The 18,684-nt window shown below is 65.9% G+C and carries 21 protein-coding genes; all 21 read left to right on the top strand.

Translation table 11 applies throughout. The features are described 5' to 3' along the window. The coding region (locus tag HY726_07430) for a multicopper oxidase family protein (GenBank protein MBI4608820.1) at window positions 1-1,000 on the top strand (1,000 nt) is incomplete at its 5' end. Window positions 1,001-1,012: 12 nt separating this feature from the next. Continuing rightward, window positions 1,013-2,200, top strand: a complete 1,188-nt coding sequence (locus HY726_07425; GenBank protein ID MBI4608819.1) for a hypothetical protein — start codon at window positions 1,013-1,015, stop codon at window positions 2,198-2,200. 73 nt (window positions 2,201-2,273) lie between these two features. Then, the gene (locus HY726_07420; GenBank protein MBI4608818.1) at window positions 2,274-2,636 is read left to right on the top strand and encodes a hypothetical protein; all 363 of its coding nucleotides are present in this window, start codon (window positions 2,274-2,276) and stop codon (window positions 2,634-2,636) included. A 330-nt stretch (window positions 2,637-2,966) separates the two neighbouring features. Further along, on the top strand, window positions 2,967-3,572 hold the full coding sequence (locus tag HY726_07415) for an SCO family protein (GenBank protein MBI4608817.1): 606 nt from the start codon (window positions 2,967-2,969) through the stop codon (window positions 3,570-3,572). After that, complete coding sequence (locus tag HY726_07410) at window positions 3,573-3,830, top strand: hypothetical protein (GenBank protein ID MBI4608816.1); 258 nt, start codon at window positions 3,573-3,575, stop codon at window positions 3,828-3,830. It begins immediately after the preceding gene. 9 nt (window positions 3,831-3,839) lie between these two features. Beyond that, on the top strand, window positions 3,840-4,148 hold the full coding sequence (locus HY726_07405; GenBank protein MBI4608815.1) for a TlpA family protein disulfide reductase: 309 nt from the start codon (window positions 3,840-3,842) through the stop codon (window positions 4,146-4,148). A gap of 502 nt (window positions 4,149-4,650) precedes the next feature. Next, window positions 4,651-4,929: a hypothetical protein gene (locus HY726_07400; protein ID MBI4608814.1), complete on the top strand. Its 279-nt coding sequence runs from the start codon at window positions 4,651-4,653 to the stop codon at window positions 4,927-4,929. A gap of 12 nt (window positions 4,930-4,941) precedes the next feature. Beyond that, complete coding sequence (locus tag HY726_07395; protein ID MBI4608813.1) at window positions 4,942-5,262, top strand: peroxiredoxin family protein; 321 nt, start codon at window positions 4,942-4,944, stop codon at window positions 5,260-5,262. 15 nt (window positions 5,263-5,277) lie between these two features. Further along, window positions 5,278-6,129 (top strand): isoprenylcysteine carboxylmethyltransferase family protein, encoded by an 852-nt coding sequence (locus HY726_07390; GenBank protein MBI4608812.1) that lies wholly within the window; start codon window positions 5,278-5,280, stop codon window positions 6,127-6,129. 48 nt (window positions 6,130-6,177) lie between these two features. After that, entirely contained in the window at window positions 6,178-7,410 is a 1,233-nt protein-coding gene (lgt, locus tag HY726_07385) for a prolipoprotein diacylglyceryl transferase (GenBank protein MBI4608811.1), read from the top strand. Window positions 7,411-7,666: 256 nt separating this feature from the next. Next, complete coding sequence (locus HY726_07380) at window positions 7,667-8,572, top strand: hypothetical protein (GenBank protein MBI4608810.1); 906 nt, start codon at window positions 7,667-7,669, stop codon at window positions 8,570-8,572. 61 nt (window positions 8,573-8,633) lie between these two features. Next, the gene (locus tag HY726_07375) at window positions 8,634-10,595 is read left to right on the top strand and encodes a heme lyase CcmF/NrfE family subunit (protein ID MBI4608809.1); all 1,962 of its coding nucleotides are present in this window, start codon (window positions 8,634-8,636) and stop codon (window positions 10,593-10,595) included. Then, window positions 10,596-11,174: a TlpA family protein disulfide reductase gene (locus HY726_07370; GenBank protein ID MBI4608808.1), complete on the top strand. Its 579-nt coding sequence runs from the start codon at window positions 10,596-10,598 to the stop codon at window positions 11,172-11,174. Beyond that, window positions 11,152-12,828 (top strand): cytochrome c-type biogenesis protein CcmH, encoded by a 1,677-nt coding sequence (locus HY726_07365; protein ID MBI4608807.1) that lies wholly within the window; start codon window positions 11,152-11,154, stop codon window positions 12,826-12,828. The genes HY726_07370 and HY726_07365 overlap by 23 nt, the downstream gene beginning before the upstream one ends. Before the next feature lie 14 nt (window positions 12,829-12,842). Continuing rightward, on the top strand, window positions 12,843-13,838 hold the full coding sequence (locus HY726_07360) for a YeeE/YedE family protein (protein MBI4608806.1): 996 nt from the start codon (window positions 12,843-12,845) through the stop codon (window positions 13,836-13,838). Between the two features lie 144 nt (window positions 13,839-13,982). Beyond that, entirely contained in the window at window positions 13,983-14,216 is a 234-nt protein-coding gene (locus HY726_07355; GenBank protein MBI4608805.1) for a hypothetical protein, read from the top strand. A gap of 85 nt (window positions 14,217-14,301) precedes the next feature. After that, window positions 14,302-15,438, top strand: a complete 1,137-nt coding sequence (locus tag HY726_07350; protein ID MBI4608804.1) for a DUF3179 domain-containing protein — start codon at window positions 14,302-14,304, stop codon at window positions 15,436-15,438. Between the two features lie 35 nt (window positions 15,439-15,473). Then, window positions 15,474-16,106 carry a hypothetical protein gene (locus HY726_07345; GenBank protein ID MBI4608803.1) on the top strand — a complete coding sequence of 211 codons (633 nt, stop codon included), beginning with the start codon at window positions 15,474-15,476 and terminating at the stop codon, window positions 16,104-16,106. A 120-nt stretch (window positions 16,107-16,226) separates the two neighbouring features. After that, a complete protein-coding gene (locus HY726_07340; GenBank protein ID MBI4608802.1) occupies window positions 16,227-16,937 on the top strand; it encodes a hypothetical protein in 711 nt (236 codons plus the stop codon). A gap of 72 nt (window positions 16,938-17,009) precedes the next feature. Then, window positions 17,010-17,876 (top strand): branched-chain amino acid ABC transporter permease, encoded by an 867-nt coding sequence (locus tag HY726_07335; protein MBI4608801.1) that lies wholly within the window; start codon window positions 17,010-17,012, stop codon window positions 17,874-17,876. Then, on the top strand, window positions 17,873-18,684 hold an 812-nt coding region (locus HY726_07330), incomplete at its 3' end, for a branched-chain amino acid ABC transporter permease (protein ID MBI4608800.1). The genes HY726_07335 and HY726_07330, both read left to right, overlap by 4 nt.

The raw sequence follows: 18,684 nt of genomic DNA, 5'->3' as shown, positions 1-18,684 counted from the left end.
CGAGTACACCCTGGTCCTCGACGACTGGGCCACCGGCACCGGGAACCCCCTTCCGAGCACACGCGAGGGGACCGCCGGCGGCCGGGGCGGTATGGGCGGGATGATGGGGGGCATGATGGGTGGCGGCATGGGCCGGATGATGGAGGGGATGATGGGCCGCCGCGGGATGGGCGGCATGATGGGCAGTGGCCACACCCCGGCCTACGACGTCATGACCATCAACGGCAAGGTGTACCCCGCCACCCAACCGCTCAAGGTCCGGAAGGGCGAGCGGGTTCGCCTCCGCCTGATCAACGCCAGCGCCGACCACACGCACGTGATTCGCCTGGCCGGCCACCGGCTTCAGGTGACCCACACCGACGGGAATCCCCTGGTTCAGCCGGTCGAGGTTGACGCCGTCCCTATTGCTCCGAGCGAGCGCTACGATGTCCAGTTTGTCGCGAATCGGCCAGGGGTCTGGTTCCTCTACTGTGTGGAGGCCGGACATCCGGGTGCCGGTGAGCAGGTTCTCGTAATCTATGAGGGCCACGAGGGGGCCAAGCCCGAGGCGCCGGTGGAGGGAGTTTCCGGCCTGGACCTCTGGCAGTACGCCGTGGGCCGCGGCCGGGACGTCCTCCCGCGACCGTCGGGTCACGAGCGGACGTATGACCTCGTCCTGAGCGGCGGCATGATGGGCTCGGATGTCTGGACGATCAACGGCAAGCAGTATCCCAAGACCGATCCGCTGCGCGTCAAGCGTGGGGATCGAGTGCGTGTGAGCTTCGAGAACCACAGCATGGAGGCCCACCCGATGCACCTCCACGGCCAGTCCTTCAAGGTGCTGGAGGTGAACGGCCGCCGGCTGGCTGAGCCCATCGTCCGGGACAGCGTCGATGTGGAGGGGCACATGGGCTCGGTGGTGGTCGAGTTCACGGCCCACCACCCGGGCGACTGGTTCCTCCACTGCCACAAGCCGATGCACATGGAGGGGGGCATGATCACGCTGGCGAAGATCGGATGAGCGGCCCCTGGGATGGCACGACGGTGGGGCGTGGCGTGGGGGATCGGGCTCTGGCTCCTCTTCGCGGCCTCGCTCGCGGCGGCCCACGACGCGGGAGAGCATGCCGATCCGGAGCTCCTCAATCACTGGCGCACGCTGGTTCACCTCCTGTTCCAGTGGGCGCACCTGGTGGCGTTCGGGCTCTGGGTCGGGGGAGTGCTCGCGGCGAGCCGGCTCCCTGGGCTTTCCCTCGAGCGGCTCCTGTTCGCGAGCTGGGCGCTCTTCATCGTGTCGCTCGGCACCGGGAGCTACAACATGGAGTACGGCGCCGCCACGCCGGAGCCCCCCGACATCTTCGCGTTGCCTATCCTATGGCGGAAGTATGAGTTTGGGGCGGCCTACATCATCCTCATCGGCGTCAAGCAGGCGCTCTTCCTCTTGGCCGTGCTCGTCGCGCTCGTGGCTACCGTCTTGCATCTCTGGTGGCCGCCCGAGCGGAATCGCGCCGCGTTACGCCGCGCCTTCATCGGAGGCAGCGCGGCGGTCGGCCTTGCGCTCGCGGCGGTAACGGCCATGGCACTGGTGCTGCACGAGGCGGTGGACCTCGCCCCGACCCCTTTGCACTCCATGGGCGGGATCGCCGGGCCCGCGGGCCCGGACGAGTTTGCGTATGCCGCTACGGCCCGTCAGGGAGCGCCACCTCCCTACGGTGCCGACACCCGGAACACGGCTGCCGGCTTCCGGCTCTTCGCGATTCCCCAGGTCGCTGGGGATGCCTGGGCGCGCTTCGGCCACCTCGTGGGGTTCGCGCTCTGGCTGGGCGGAACCGGGGCGCTGCTGCTCGCCGGGGCGCAAGACGCCCGGCGGGTTCTCGTGCTGCTCTGGCTGGGGCTGGGCGTGCAGGGCGTGACAGGGGCGTACCAGATGCTGACCTGGACGCCGTTCAGCCTGGTGCCGTTCCCCTCGCGGCTTTCGCTGATGGAACACTTCCGCTTCGGCTATACGTACACGCTGCTGCTGACGGCCAAGCTCACTCTCGCCGGGCTCGGCTTTGCGGGAACGGTCGGGCTCACGCTGGCGGCCCGGCGGCCGGCCTCCGGAGAGCGCGGGAGCGCGTGGGTTCGGCGGTTCGGGTGGCTGAATCTTGCCGCGGGTTTAGTCCTCGCCTACGTGACCGTGGCCCTGCTCCTGGTGCACGAAGCGGTAGATCATGCCCTCTGAGCTCGTCTTCCTCAGCCCCGGGCGATGCCTGGTAGCAGAGCGTGCAGTGGATCTCGGTCCAAAGGGAGGAACGATGAGGAATCGAACTGAACGTCGGCACTTTCTTCGACAGGTGGCTACGATCCTCGGGGTGGTCCTCGGCGGTCCTTTGCCCACGCCAACCCGAGCTCTCGCGTTCGAGCCGTCGCCTCGCCGCACCCCCAGCGGTGATCTCCTGGAGACCGTCCCCCCCCGCGCGCTTCCGTCTTTTGCCAGGAACGCGGCCCCGAAGGTGCAGGAGGCGTATCGCTATGCCGCCGAGAACGAACAGGCCCTCCAATACATCCCCTGCTTCTGCGGCTGCAAGAACATCGGGCACCGGCACAACGGCGACTGCTACGTCACCGAGCGCCACGCCAACGGCCTGATCACCTTCAACAGCCACGCGGTGGGCTGAGACATCTGCCTGAACATCACGCGGGACGTGATGGCGATGCAGGCCCAGCGGAAGCCGCTCCGCGCGATCCGGGCGGCGATCGACCAGAAGTACGGCAAGTTCGGGCCAAGCACGCCGACCCCGTTGCCGCCGACCTGAGAGGGGAATACCGCCCAAGCTGGCCGGCGAAAGGAATATGCGATGCGAGTGGGCGTGATCGCGCGACGGCCTCTGCTGTGGACGCTATTGATCTTGCTCGCCGCTGCTGGCGGCGGGCTAGCAGCATGGTCCTCCCTCGGCGGTCGCTTATCCTGGACCTTTGGCCTCGTGGCTCCCAACCAGACCCAGGGCGTGCTCGAGAAACTGGAGGTCTATGGCCAGGTTCCCGACTTCTCCCTGATCGAGCGGGGTGGCAGGCGCATCACGCTGGCGAATCTCCGGGGAAAGGTCTGGATCGTCAACTTCTTCTATACCGAGTGCACGGACACCTGCCCGCTCCAGAGCGCTAACATGGCGCGGCTTCAGGCCGACCTCTCGGCGGAAGCCGACGTGAAGCTGGTCTCGATCAGCGTCGATCCTGAGCACGACACCCCGGAGGTGCTCTCGGAATACGCCGCCCGCTTCCGCGCTGATCCTGAGCGTTGGCTCTTCCTGACCGGTCTCAGGGATGCGATCTACCGGCTCGCCATTGAGGGATTCCGGCTCGGAGTCGTCGATCAGGGTGAAAAGGCTCAGCGTGCGCCGGGCGGAGAGCGAGCAGGGCTCGGGCCGGCTCAAGCTTGGGCTCACCCGGTCCCAAACCCGGAGCGGAAGCCGATCATCCACAGCTCCCGCTTCGTGCTGGTAGACCGGCAGGCGCAGATCCGGGGCTACTACCACGGTACCGATTGGGAGTCGCTTGAGCGCCTCCGTCAGAACGTGAGGGTCCTGGTGCAGGAGAAGCCAAAGGAGCGATAGATGGAAGTTGCACGAAAGCCCGTTCACCGAATGGTGCTCCTGAGCGCGATAGCCGGGTTCGCGGTCGTGGCGTTGACGGTGGGCGGGAACGGCCTCGCCGGCGGGACCGAAGATCCGTTTGCCGCCATGGGAGTGCAGCGGCCCGCCAACCCCGCCCCGGCGCCGGAGCTTGCGCTTCCGTCGCTCGACGGAAGGACCGTCCGCATCAAAGACCTCAAGGGAAAGGCTGTGCTCCTCGGCTTCTTCACCACCACCTGACCGAAGTGCCTGCGGGAGGCTCCCGCAAAGGCTGCGATCGATCGGGAGTTCAGGAGCCAGGGGCTTGAAGTGATCGGGGTGAACCTCGGTGAGGATCGTGAGACAGTCCGGAAATTTGCCGGGGAGACCGGCATCCAGTTCCTGCTCCTTCTGGACCGGGATGGCCAGATCCCCCGGCTCTTCGGCCTCTGGGCTCACCCGAACACCGTCCTCATCGACCGCGCCGGACGGGTCATCGGGCTCGTGCGCGGAGAACGGGACTGGCAGAGCGAGGCGGCCCGCCGCCTCGTCCAGCAGCTCCTAGAGAAGGATCGGTAGGGCTCGAGGAGGGCGCAAATGGAGAACTGGATCTGGGCTCTGGCGCTGCTCGGCCTGGCGTTTTTCCTCTTCCGCCGGGGCGTGACTGGAGGGTGAGGGAGCACTGGGAGCCTTGCGGGGCAAGGCGAAAGCTGCAGGACAACCGAGCCAACGAAGCCACCCGAGACCAGGACCCGGCCCAGCCGGGTCCAGGCGGCGTACTGCGCGGTGTGCGGGCGGGAGGCCAATGGGCAGGTGCACCGGCTCGGAGAGGCGTTCTGCTCCGAGGGCCACGCCGATGAGTTCGCGCGCGAGGTTCAAGGGGCGATCGAGGTCGCGCGAGTTCAGGACGTAAACGAGAGGAGAAGCTGACGCTGCCCAAGGCGGGCGAGCGGTATGTCTGCGAGAAGTGCAAGCAGGAGATCGTGATCGTCAGGCCGGGCCACTGCGCCCCGCAGTGCTGAGACCGGGAGATGAGGGTCAAGGCTTGACCTTGAGACCGCACTAACCGGAAGGACGCTCTATGGGAAAAAAGACGACGAAGAAGCCCGCGAAACGCGGCGGAGACGCGGCGGACGCGCGCCGCTGGACCCGACGGCGGAAGAGGAGGTGGATTGTCGGGATCCTGGCCGGATTGCTGCTGATCGGAGGCGGCGTCTGGCTTTGGAACGGAGCCCGTGCCACACCTCCTGAGCCGGCTCCCCGCTTCAACCTCTGGGCCTCCACCGGCCGGGTGATCACGCTCGATGACTACCTGGGCAAGCAGGAGGTCGTCCTGTTCTTCTTCATGGGCGCCGGCTGAGAGATGTGTCGTGTGCAGCTCGGGAAGCTGCCAGCACGGGTCGGTGAGCTGACCGCCGAGGGGGCGGCGGTGCTGGCCATCAGCCGGGACACGACGGAGGCGCAGGCCCGCATGGCCCGCGAGCTGGGATTGCCGTTCCCCGTGCTCGCCGATCCTTCTATGGAAGTCATCCGGGCGTACCGGATGAAAGGCGAAGGGATGGACATGGCCGAGCTCGGGTACGTGATCGTCGACAAAGAGGGGCGGATCCGGACGCGCCAGCTCGACCGCCGCTTCGGAGAGAACTTCGGGATGATCCTCCGTGCGCTACGCGACACCAAGCGCGCGGCCTGAGACAGGGGAGGACCGATGGAACGAATCGGGGCGCTCTGGCGGATCCTGCGTTGGGTCCTGGTTTTCCTCGTTCTCGACTGGGGCTTCTGGCTCTTCTTGAACGCGGTGCGCCACGTGCCGGGAAGCGTCCCCTTCGAGCTCTGGTACGGGGACTGGCAGCTCGTTCTCGTCATCTCCGGCCTCTTCACGTTCTTCCTGCTCACGTTCACGCTGCCGAGACGGCGGGTGGAATGGGGGAATGCCGGGCTCTACACGGCGTTCCTGATCTCGCTCTTCACCGAGATGTTCGGGCTGCCGCTGACGCTCTACCTGCTCGCCCCGGTGCTGGGTCTTCGTCCCCAGGACTTCGGCTTCCAGGAGAGCCACCTCTGGGCCTTCCTCCTGGACCGCCTGGGTGTGCTTCCGCTCCGCCAGGGCGTCTACTTGGTGATGCTCGTCAGCACCGGTCTCGTCGTGACCGGTGCCACCCTGGTCGCTATCGGATGGATCACCGTCTATCGCGGACGGGCAACGCTGGTGACCGATGGCATTTACGGGTTCATCCGCCACCCTCAGTATCTGGGGCTCATCCTGGTTATCCTCGGCTTCAACATCCAATGGCCGACCCTCCTCACGCTGCTGATGGCTCCCGTCTTGATCGTCATGTACGTGCGGCTCGCGTGGGAGGAGGAGGAAGAGCTGGCGACCTTCTTCGGCGAGGCATTTCTGGACTACGCCGCCCAGACGCCGGCCTTCATTCCCTGGGGGCGAGGCCAGGCTGCCCGGACTCCCGCTGAGCCTCTTTCGGAGCGGACGCCCGGGGTTCTAAAGCCGTCGGGAGTAGAGGACACGGATGAGGGAACGGCGGTCGGATCAGGAGCCGAGTGACTGCGCTCTCGGGAACCACCTGAGCATCTTCGGGAGGAAATAGGCCCGATGTATCCGGTCCTCCTCGATCTCGGATTCTATGAGCTCCGCTCTTACGGGGTGTTCGTGGCGATCGCCATCGTGGCGGGGATCTGGTTCTCGGCGCGCGGGGCCCGGCTGAAGGGGCTGGATCCTTCCGCGATCACGGACGCCTCGTGGCCGATCGTCGTGGCCGGGCTCGTCGGCGCTCGACTCTACTACATCGCCTTCAGCGAGCCTGCGTACTACCTGGCCCATCCATTCGAGATCCTCGCCGTCTGGCACGGAGGCCTTTCGGTCCACGGCGCCCTCCTCGGTGGGCTCGCTGCAGCGCTGTGGGACATCCGCCGCCGCGGCGTCCGGTTCTGGAGATTCGCGGACGCCGTGGCTCCGGGTCTAATTCTGGGTCAGACGGTCGGCCAGATCGCCTGCCTTCTCAACGGCGACACGTACGGGCGGCCAACCACGCTGCCGTGGGCGATCACGTTCACGGATCCCAGAGCGATGGCGCCCCTGGGCGTGCCCCTGCACCCCATCCAGATCTACGAGCTTTTCGCCTATCTCGCCGTCTTCCTCGTCGTATGGCAGGTGAGTCGGCACGCCAAGCAGGACGGCGCGGTGATCCTGAGCTATGCCGTCGCGTATGGAGTCGTCCGCTTCGCGATGGAGTTTTTCCGGGGAGACCCGCCCGTGGTTGCCGGGATCATCGTCCCCCAGGCGATGAGCGTGCTCCTTCTCGCCGGAGCCCTGGTGGCTTGGCTCTCGATGTTCGCCCCGCTCGCCGTGCCGCGCAGGAGAGCTGCCGAGGTCGCTGGCCCCGTCGCTCGCGACCCCGCAAGCTTCGTAAGAAAGGGCCTCCTCCTGTTGCTGCCGATCGGTGCCGGAGCTGTCGCGGTGGGGTCGCTTTCAGCTCTGCGATCGCCGCGCGATCGCGGGTATCACGCAGTGGCGCGGTGGCGCATCCCCGGAGGCGCGGGGCGGTTCATCGCCGTGGGTCCAGAGCCGACCCCCGACGAGCTCCGGGCCCTGGGAGAACAGCTGCGCGAGGAGTTTCAGCCTCTAAACAACGCGGTCGTGATGATTTTTGACGACGCTGAGGCGGCCCGCCAGGCCCGCCGGGGTTCCCGAATCATCGGGGAAGAGCGCTATCAGGCGGCGCTCGCCCACCAGCGAGCGATGTATGTGAAACAGGCCGCCCGTGGTGAAGACAGCCTGGTCATCTACGACAGGTACCCGAGCGCGCGGGAGGTGATCCGCTATTGAGCTCGAACGGCACTCGCCTGCTCCGCCTGGTGGGATCGGCAGCGGCTCCCGCTCGTGCTCGGCGTGGCGAGCGTCGCAGCCTTGCTCTATCCCTTGCATGCAGCGTCGGACGTGACGGTCTTTCGGTGGCTGCTGAACGGCGGCGCGGCGGGACTCGTCGCGAGAGCAGTGTGGAATGTGGTCCTGTCGCGACGCGGCGACAAGCGCTTTCAACACACGGAGCTGAACCGGCGTTAGCCACGCAAAGGCGTTCACCATGAGGCACGGGTTCACAGCCACGGTCATTCTCCTCGTGAGCTGGGCGAGCGTCCCGGCTGCCGAAGCCCAGCACCCCGTCACGCCAGGCCAGGCGGAATCCGCCAAGCCCCTGGATTCGGAGGAGGTTGCCCGAGTTCGTGCAAAGGTACTTCCCAAAGAAGGATTCACCCTGCCCATCAAGTGGGGGGATCTCGGGTCGACGCTCGTCCGGCTCGGGGTCCTCGACCTGCCGAAGCTCAAGCAACTTCACGCGGACACCAAGGGGCGTCCGCTCCCCGATCTCCGTCACCTCGAGGAGCGTTCGGAAGCTTTTATCACGATCACCACAGAGAATGCTCGATTTCTGGCGAACGTGTTCTGGGGGCTGGGGCTGGCCAATAAGAATCCGGTGTTGGACACGCTGGTGCTCGTGCGACCTCAGAGCGAGTTGATGCGGCTGGCAAGCACAGGCGGGTGGACGTTGGGCGCAAAGCCTGCCGAAGACGTTTACAGCTACTTGGACATCGTCGCGTTGCAGCCGGAGCAGCAGGAACTCGTCTCGGACCTCGCCCGGACTATCTATCGGCCTTGCTGCGACAATCCCACCGCCTTCCCGGACTGTAACCACGGCATGGCGATGCTGGGATTGCTCGAGCTCATGGCCGCCAACGGTTTCAGCCGAGAGGAGATCTTGAGGGCGGCCCTCAGGTTCAATGCGTTTTGGTTCCCGCAGCAGTATGTGCGGACGGCGCTCGTGTTGCAGCTCCGGGGCATCGACTGGGATACAGTCGATCCTCAAGAGATCCTGGGACCTCGTTACTCGAGCCTGAGGGGGTGGATTCAGAACGTTGACGGCGAGCTGAAGAAACGTTCCCACCTGCTGCCTCCCCAGCCGGAAGGAGCGAGTTGTGGGATCTCCCGGTAGAGGGCTCAGGGGGCGCGCGCGGTTCAGCCGTGGGAGGTAATCTTCCCCGGGAGGTGCGTTCATGACAGCCACGATCGGGTATGGCAGTCTGCTCGCGGCTCTGGCCCTGGCCGGGTGGGGGACCGCTGCTCCAATCCTCGGGGCTCGGACCTGGCGCGCGGCCTGCTTCGCGAGCGCGCGCGGCGCTATCCTGGGCCAACTCGCCTTCGTCACCCTGGCCGCCCTGACGTTGATCTACGCCCTCGTCACCACTGACTTCAGCATCAAGTACGTGGCGCTGAACACGACCCGCGCGACGCCCGTCTACTACCGGGTCACGGGCCTCTGGGGGGCGCTGGAGGGCTCCCTCCTCCTCTGGGAGTGGATCCTGATTATCTTCTCGGGGCTCGTGGCGTGGATCTACCGGGACCGGCACCGGGAGCTGATGCCCTGGGTCCTGATGATCTTCTCGATCGTGTCCGCCTTCTTCCTTTCGGTCATGGCCTTCGCCTCCAACCCCTTCGAGCGGGTATTCCCGGTGCCAGCGGACGGTCGCGGCCTGAACCCGTTGCTCGAAGACGCCAACATGCTGACCCACCCGCCGCTCCTCTACACCGGGTTCGTCGGGCTCACGGTCCCCTATGCCTTCGCCATGGCCGCGCTCATCGCCGGGAAGCTCGACGAGGCCTGGATCCTCACCACGCGGCGGTGGACCCTCACGGCCTGGCTCTTCCTCACGCTGGGGAACCTGGTGGGCGCGTGGTGGTCGTACCACGTGCTGGGGTGGGGCGGCTACTGGGCGTGGGATCCGGTGGAGAACGCGGCGTTCATGCCGTGGCTCCCGGCGACGGCCTTCCTCCATTCGGTCCAGGTCCAGGAGCGGCGGCGGATGCTCAAGACCTGGAACCTCTCCCTCATCATCGTCGCCTTCGGCCTCACGATCTTCGGGACATTTCTGACCCGCTCCGGGATCCTCTCGTCGATCCACGCCTTCTCGAACGGGCCCGTCGGGATCTTCTTCCTCGGCTTCCTGGCCGTAGTCGTCCTGGGCTCCTTCGCGCTTCTGTTCTGGCGGGCCGACCACCTTCGGGCGCAGCCCGAGCTGGACTCGATGATGAGCCGCGAGTCAGCGTTCCTCCTCAACAACGTGGTCCTAGTCTCGGCGCTCTTCACGATCTTCCTCGGCACCGTGTTCCCCCTGCTCTCGGAGGCGGTGGCCGGGGTCAAGGTGAGCGTGGGGGCACCGTACTTTAACTGGATCACGACGCCGCTCTTCCTCGCCGCGGTCTTCCTGATGGGCGTGGGGCCGCTGATCGCCTGGCGCAGGGCGTCGTGGGACAACCTGCGGCGGAACTTCCTCTGGCCCGCGGCCCTCTCGCTCGCCATCGGGCTTGTCCTGTTCGCCTGGCGCGTCCGGGACTTCTGGCCCCTCCTGGCCCTCACCCTCGCGGCCTTCGCCGCGCTGACGATTCTCTTAGACACGGTGGGGGCGGTCCGGGCCCGTCGCGAGATCGCCGGCGAACGGTTCGGCGCTGCCCTCGCCACGCTCGTCCGTCGCAATCAGCGCCGCTATGGCGGCTTCATCGTCCACCTGGGGGTGGTCCTCGTGGTCCTCGGCATCACCGGCTCCATGAGCGCGAGCGTCGAGCGGGAGGCTACGCTCAATGCCGGAGAGTCACTCACCATCGACCGGTTCCGAATCCGGTTCGAGGGGCTTCGGGCCAGCGAGCAGCCGACCCACGTCCGGGTCGAGGGGCTGTTCCGGGTCTCGAACAACGGGCACGACATCGGGGTGCTTAACCCCGCGCTGAAGTTCTTCCCCACGCAGCAGTCTCCGATCGGGCGGGCGGTATTCCGGTCGACGCTCAGCGAGGACCTCTACCTGATCCTCTCCGGCTTCAGCCAGGTGCGCCAGGACCAGGTCACGCTCAAAGCCCTGGTCCGCCCGCTCGTGGCATGGATCTGGTTGGGCGGAGCCGTCATCACGATCGGAACGCTCCTAGGCCTCTGGCCGTTCCGGGCGCGCGCCGCGCGCGAGGGGTAGATGGGCTCGCGCCGGTTGCTCATCCGTCTGGTCGGTCTCTTCGTTGTCGGCGGGTCGCTGATCGCCCTCCTGGCCTACGGCTTCACGCGGGAGCCGCGGGAGATCCCGACGCCGCTTCTCGGAAAGCCGGCGACTCCGTTCACGCTCACCCTCTTCGACGGCCGCCAGCTCAGCCTGGAAGAACTACGCGGGAAGGTGGTTTTTCTCAATTTCTGGGCATCCTGGTGCCCGCCGTGCCGCGCCGAGGCCCGCACGCTGGAGGCCGCCTGGCAGAAGTACAAGGAACGAGACGTCGTGTTCCTCGGCATCGACATCCAGGACACGGAAGAGGACGCCAAAGCGTTTCTCCGGGAGTTCGGGATCACGTACCCGAACGGACGGGACGCGTCGGGGAAGCTCGCCATCGACTACGGGGTCTGGGGAATCCCCGAGACCTTCATCATCAACCGGGAGGGGCGCATCACCTACAAGCACGTCGGGGCGCTCGGCTGGCAGACCATCACGGCGAAGCTGGACGAGGGGCTTCAGGGGATCGTCAGCGCCAGGGAGGGGAAGGGTGACTACCGCCAGATCCGGTAGCGAAAAGCGCAAATTCCGGCGGCTGCTCGAGGCAGGGCTGCTGGGACTATGGCTGGCGATGCCCGCGCTCCTCCTGGCCCAGCAGGATCTCGACGAGCAGGTCCGCTCCATCGCCGCCCAGCTCCGCTGTCCCGTCTGCCAGAACCTCTCGGTGGCGGACTCACCCTCTGAGATGGCCCGGGAAATGCGCGACGTCATCAGGGAGCAGCTCCGGGCAGGGAAGACACCCGAGGAGATCAAGGCGTACTTCCTGTCAAAATACGGGGACTGGATCTTGCTCTCCCCCAGGCCGCGCGGGCTGAGCCTGCTGGTGTGGATCGGCCCGTTCGCCGCGGCCGCGGTGGGAATCGCCGTCGCAGTTCGCGCCGTCAGGCGCTGGACGCGACGCTCCGGGGTTCGCGAGCGACCGGCTCCCGATCCGGCTCTCCTTGAGCGCGTGCGTTGGGAGGCCTTCGACGCCCATGCCGACGCCGGGCCTAAAGACCCAGAGCACCTCTCGCCCATCGAGCTGGAGCGCGAGAACCTCTATGTAGCGCTCAGAGAGTTCGAGTTTGACTATCGCTCAGGCAAACTCTCGGAGGCCGACTACGAAGCGATGCGCGACGACTACGAAGCTCGCGCGGCCCAGGTCCTCGCCGAGCTTGATCGGATCAGGCGCTCGCCTCGGCCGAGTCCTCAGGCGTCCGCCCCTCCGAGGCCGGCTGCCCGCCAGGCGGCGGAGCAGACGGTCCGGCCCCGACGCACCTGGCGCCTGGTCTCAGCCGGCGCGTTCCTCCTGGTCCTCGGCCTCTCGCTCGGATACTTCCTCTCCCAGTCGCTTCGGCCGCGGATGGGCGAGCAGGACACCCTCACCGGCGACTTCTTGACGGGGACCGGCCCGGGCGGGATCGCGCCCGGGAGCCGGGGCCCGGCAGAGAACGTCGCGAGGCTCCTGGCCTCGGGCCGGGCTGCCTACGAGCGTCAGGACTGGCGCGCGGCCATCGACGCGTTCAAGCAAGCCTTGGTGCTCGATCCTGGGAATCCCGAGGCCCACACGTCCCTCGGCCTGATCCTTCTCCGCGCGGGCCACGGGGATGAGGCCCTCCTCGCCGTCGAGCGAGCGCTGACGACGAACCCAACCTATCCGTTTGCCCTGTGGGCCAAAGGGGTTGTGCTGTTTGAAGTCAAGCAGGACTACGTCGGGGCGATCAATGCGTGGGAGACCCTCATGGCTCAGACCCTGGCCCCCGCCGACGCCGATCAGGTCGCCCGGATGATCACCGAGGCGAGGACGCGGCTCGCTGTGGGACCGGCGAGCGCCCGGCAGGTCGCCACGTCCCGAGGGACCATCACGGGGACCGTAGCCTTGGCGCCTTCGCTCCGTACTCGGGTCCCCGCAGGAGGTGTGCTGTTCATCATCGCGAAGCGAGGGGATGGCCCGCCCCTGGCCGCCAAGCGGATCCCCAGTCCCGTCTTTCCTGTGGAGTTTTCCCTGGGCCCAGAAGACCGGATGATTCGCGGCACCCCGTTCGAAGGCGAGGTAATGTTACTTGCACGCGTGAAACGCGACGGGAAGGCGGGACCGCCCGGTCCGGGCGACCTCGAAGGAGAGGCCAAGGCGCCTGTCAGAGTGGGCCAGCGCGGCGTTGAGGTCGTCCTGGATAAAACGTATTGAGAGCATCGCCACAGATGGAAGACATCCCCTGGGCGTACTATCTCTCTGCGCTGCTCACCGGACTCGCCTTCGGCTACGCAACCCAACGGGGCGGGTTCTGCCTGACCCGGGCGCTGTCCAACTTCTTCATCATGGGCGACGCCACGATCCTCCGCGCCTACGGTCTGGCACTGTTGGTGGCCACGGTGGGAGTTCATCTTCTCCTCGCCAGCGGGCTTGTGGAGATTCCGATCCGGCCGTTCCGCTGGCTCGCCAACCTGGTGGGCGGCCTGATCTTCGGCTTCGGGATGATCCTGTCCGGGGGGTGCTCGGCAAGCACGTGGTACCGCGTCGGGGAAGGGGCCGTGGGGGCGTGGGTGGTGCTGCTCGGCTTCGCCGTGGGGGCTACCGCCACCTCTGTTGGGACGCTGGCCCCGTTGCGCCGCATGCTCCAGACCCCTACCCTCACGCTAAGCGGGAACCCCCCGACGCTCTACAACGTGATCGGGCTTTCCCCCTGGGCGGTGATTGTCCCGCTCGCGCTCGTGCTGGGATGGGTGCTCTGGCGTGGGGCGAGCGAGCCCGAGCACAACAAGTGGCCGTGGCCCCTGACCGGCACGGTGGTCGGCGTCTTGATCGCTCTAGGGTGGTGGACCTCCAGCTTCGGCGAAGCCCCGACCGGGATTACGTTTGCGATCAACACCAGCCACGTCTTTACCTACCCCCTGATCGGCTACCCCACGAGGGTGAACTGGAGTATGGTCCTCCTGCTCGGGGTTCCATTGGGCGCCTTCGTCGGCGCGTGGCGCTCAGGAGAGTTCAGCTGGAAGCTTCCGCACGGCTGGAGCCTGGTGAACGTCTTCGCCGGAGGCTTGCTCATGGGGATCGGTGCGATTCTGGCCGACGGCTGCAACATCACGCAGGGGTTGACCAATTCGGCAACCCTGGCGGTCGGGAGCCTCACCGCCTTCGCCGCCATGACGGTGGGCGCCTGGGGAGCGGTCCGAGTCCTCTACCTGCGGAAGATGTAGCGGAATCCGCCATTGAGGACCTCTGGAGCTAGGTTTTTGCCGGAGAGGATGCAGTCATGAGCGCCCATTCTGACGCGCAGCCCACCTATGCGGACGTCAACCGGGATGTCCTCCGTACCCTGGCGCCGCCAAGCAATGCCTGGTATGGCTGGATGGTCCCTTATCGGGTTTGTCCTGGCCACTGCGCTCTTCGGGGCCTGGTCCTGGCAGATCTACATCGGGATCGGCGCCGACGGCAAGCGCGTGCCCCAGATGTGGGCGCTCTACATCACGACCTTCGTCTTCTGGATCGGGATCGGCCACGCCGGGACCCTGATCTCCGCCATCCTCTACCTCTTCCGCGCAAGCTCATGCCCTCGGTCTCGATCGTCGAGGTGAAAGAGACGATCCCTCATCCAGTGAGCCAAGGAGGACATCGCGCGGCGCAAGGTGGAGGAGCCGTCGCGTCACCGGGAGAGGGAAGATGAGCAACGGAATGGAGCGCGATGAGGTGAGACGCAGCGGCGTGCGGTTGTCGCGGAGGGGGTTCCTGGGCTCGCTGGGAACCCTGGTCGTAGCCGGCAGTTCGGGCTGGGTTGGCTTCTCCGCACTCGCGGCCGCCCCGAAGGCGTGGTCCCCCGAGGACTTCGTAAAAAACGTTCAACATGGCGGGCCGCCGAAGGACGGCATCCCGCCGATCGACCGGCCCAAGTACGTCTCTGCCTCCGGGGCGGAGAAGTTCCTGCGCGCAGGGGACATCGTGTTCGGCCTCGAGTACCGGGGAGTGGTCAAAGCGTACCCGCAGAAGATCCTGGTCTGGCACGAGATCGTCAACGAGGAGATCGGTGGAGAGAAGCTCTCGATCACCTACTGTCCCTTGACCGGCTCCGCCGTCGGGTTTAAGGGCTCGTCCCGCGGAGATCGCGCCGCCCTCACGTTTGGAACCACTGGAAAGCTCGTCAACAGTAACCTGCTCATGTACGACCGGCAGACCGACAGCCAGTGGCCTCAGATCCTGGGGGTGGCCATTGCTGGCCCCAACAAGGGAACCGTGCTGGAGGAGATTCCTCTTGCCTGGACGACGTGGGGCCCCTGGCGGGCGAAGCACCCTGAAAGCCTCGTCCTTTCCACCGACACCGGGTTCTTCCGGGCGTACGGCTCCGACCCCTATGGCTCCTACGAGCGCCGGGGGACCTACTACGACAGCGGCGGGTCGTTCTTCCCGGTGATGACCGCCGACCCGCGGTTTCCGGACAAGCACGTCGTGATCGGGATCAAGGCCAACGGCGCGCGCCTGGCCATTCCCAAAGCGGCCGTGGCCTGGCACAAGGTGATCAACGCGAGCCTGGCTGGCGTGCCGCTGGTCGCCCTGTACGACCAGGAACTCGCGGCGGTCCGGGTGTTTGCGCGCCGCGCCGGAACGACGGTGCTCACCTTTCGCCGTGAAGGCAACACGTTCGTTGACGAACAGACCCGGGCTCCCTGGACGGCGACAGGCCGATGCCAGGGCGGGCGGCTTTCCGGGACGCAGCTTCCCGTGCTGGCGGCGTACGACGTGATGTGGTTCGCCTGGTATGCGTTCTTCCCCCGGACGGAGGTGCGGGAGGCGACCACCAGCTGAGCCGCTTACCCCTGGTGGTCTGAGGTGCAGTCGGGATGTGGAGATCGCAGAACGGAGCGCTGCGCGCCGGGTCAGGCAGGCGGCTCGGTCTGCTGGTGGGTCTGGGCTACGTGCTGGCGTACCTGTATTCAGTCCAGAACATCGTGGTGGTACCCGGGGTCGACCTGGTCGCGGGGGCACCCGTCCCATCGGTCGCCGTCGCGGCCGACTGGAGCGCGAAGATATGGAAGCCCATCGCCCCATTCGTTTGGGAGCCTGTCGTGGCGGTCTATCCGCTCCGCTCGGTTGCGGTGTTCCTGTCTGTGCCGAATCTGCTCGTCGCCCTCTCGCTCGCGGCGCTGGTCGGTCTCAACGTGAGCGTGGCCCTCGCGCGGGTGCGCGCCGCCCGGGCGAAGCGCGGGCAGGCTGGAACTATGAAGGGCCTCCTGGCCTCGACGCCGGCTCTCCTCACCGGGTTTACCTGCTGTGTGCCAACTGCGGTGCTTGCGCTCGGATCCCTGGCGGCGGGGCTCACCGTCGCGGTCATCGCCGTGCGACCCTACTTCGTCCCGGCGGCCGCCCTCGCCCTGACGGCAAACCTACTCTGGAGCCGCCGCCGACTGCGTTGCCAGGTGGGGGATGCACTGGCCACCTCTGGTCCGGTGTTTACGGAAGCCGAGAATCGGTAAGGATTCTGGGCCTCGATATGCTACGCGTAGCGCCTAAGAGTTGGGGATCGGACCGGCTCATCAACTCCGGCAAGCGATGCCTGTTCGGAGGTCTATCGTGTAAGTGGGGGGAGTGAGCTGATGCACCTCAGGCTTGCGAAAGCGATCGAGCGGACGATCGGTGGAGTCGTGGCTGGCGTCCGGGCTCGGCCGAGGGTCTTCGGGGCGGTCGCACTCGGGGTCTTTGCTTACACGCTATTCGTACCGGTTATCGTGCTCTCCATGGCCCGCAAACCTGTGGATCACTTCACGTTCAATCCCTGGCTTCCCAGATTGCCTGAGTGGCTTGCCTCGCGCGAAGTCTCCCTGACGCGAAAACTGGAGTTCCTTTCTCAGCTGGCGATCGCGTGGTTCAGTGCGGACAACCCGGTGGAGGGATTGGAATGGGGGTTTCTCATAGATGTCCCCTCCTTAGCCCGGTTCATCTTCACGTCGCTCCTGTTCGGCGCGTATTTCGCTCTGTGGGCTTACTATCGAGATCTCGTGCGGCACTCCGGGTGGGGGATGAAGACGGGGCGACACGGAGGCATCATGGGTGCTGTGACCAGCGTGCTCGGATTCTCCACAAGCGCATGCAGTGTCGTGGGGTGCGGGGTGCCTATCTTACCCGTCGTGGGGTTGGCCATTACGGGCGTCTCGAGCGGCACACTCGCCTTCTTCGGATCGCTAGCGCGAGTCGGCACCGCGGCCGTGCTCTTTGTTATGAGCTTGGCTGTCATGTGGTTTGGCTGGCTCGTAGGAAGCACGCCAAAAGACAACTCACTCCCCCAGCTGGAAGAGAACCCTGCCTGAAACGGTGATCCTGATCTGACGGATATGGTTCAGCGTGAGCAAAGGGAGTCGGCGTGATATAGGCACACCGCTATGGAAGTCTCCTCCTTCGTTCTTTTCTTCCTGAACGGGCTGACGTTCGGGATGCTCCTCTTCCTGATCGCCTCAGGGCTTTCCCTGATCTTCGGGGTGTTGGGAGTCCTGAACTTCGCCCACGGGACGCTCTACATGCTGGGGGCCTACCTGACCTATACTGCCGTGCGCGTCTTCGGCGACTTCTGGTTGGCGCTCCTCGTCGCTCCGATCGTCGTCGCCGGTTTCGGCGCCGGGATCGAGATCCTCCTGCTGAGACCGGTGTACCGGAGACCCGTTCCCTATCAGCTTCTGCTCACGTTCGGTGTCATCCTGGTCGTCACCGATCTGGTGAAGATGATCTGGGGAATGACCTATTATTCGATCCCGTATCCTCATCCGTTGTCGGGTTCCATCCCCGTCTTCGGACGCGGGTTTCCGAAGTACAACCTCTTCATCATTTTCTCAGGTCTCCTCGTCGCCTTCGGGCTCTGGCTCTTCCTTCAAAGAACTCGCATCGGGACGCAGGTGAGGGCGGCCGCCGTGGATCGGGAGATGGCGGACGCCCTCGGGGTGCCCGTCCCCAGGCTGTTTACAGCCGTCTTCGCCTTGGGCTCCTGGCTGGGCGGCCTGGGCGGGGCCATGGCAAGCCCCTTGGGCTCGCTGTCGCTAGACATGGCGGTCAGGGTCATCGTGGAGGCCTTCGCGGTGGTGGTCATCGGGGGCTTAGGGAGCTTCCCCGGAGCTATACTCGGTTCCATCCTGATCGGCCAACTGGAGGCGTTCGGCATCCTCCTCATCCCCCGTTTTCACATGGCGTTCATCTTCATGCTCATGACCGTTGTCCTCATCGTTCGCCCGAGGGGGCTCCTGGGGAAGGCCGCGTGAGTCACGAGGGGAAGCGGATCAGGACGATGATCCTCATCGGGGTGGGCGCAGTCTTGGCCCTCTCCGGCCTGCCCTTCCTCCTCCCCCCCTTCTACCTTTTGCTCGCTACGGAAATCCTCATCTTTACCCTCTTCGCTTCGAGCTTCAACCTCCTCTTTGGCTATACGGGTCTCCTCTCGTTCGGACATGCCGCCTACTTCGGCGTCGGCGCTTATTGCGCTGGCCTCCTCTTAAGGGACCTCGGCGTTCCCATGTTGGTCGCGATTCCTCTAGGGGGACTCCTAGCAGCCCTGGCGGCTCTGATCATCGGGTACTTCTGCGTGAGGCTGGACGAAATCTACTTCGCCATGCTCACGTTGGCCTTCGCCCAGATCCTGCACTCCGTCGTCTGGCACTGGAACGAGGTGACCGGCGGGAGCGATGGCTTGGACATGATCCCTCGCCCGCCCCTGAAGTTCTTCGGCCTCACTCTGGACATCGGGTCGATGACCGGGTTTTACTACTTCACTCTGATCATCGTCGCCTTCGGCCTCTCTATCCTCTGGAAAATCATCGACTCGCCCTTCGGCCTCGCCCTCAAGGCCATCAGGGAGAACGCTATCCGGGGAGAGTTCGTCGGGATTCGGGTGACCCGCTATCGCCTGGCAGCTTTCGTCATCTCAGGAGCCTTCTCGGGGCTGGCAGGAGCGCTCTTCGCCCCCTTCCAGCGGGCGGTGACACCTGAGGCCGTGTATTGGACCACCTCGGCGGATCCGGTTCTCATGAGCCTGCTCGGGGGGACCCGCGTCTTCCTTGGCCCAGCGGTGGG

Source organism: Candidatus Rokuibacteriota bacterium (assembly GCA_016209385.1).
Classification (GTDB): domain Bacteria; phylum Methylomirabilota; class Methylomirabilia; order Rokubacteriales; family CSP1-6; genus JACQWB01.
The sequence above is the reverse complement of the archived record's forward strand: the minus strand, read 5'-3'. Positions and strand labels throughout refer to the sequence as shown.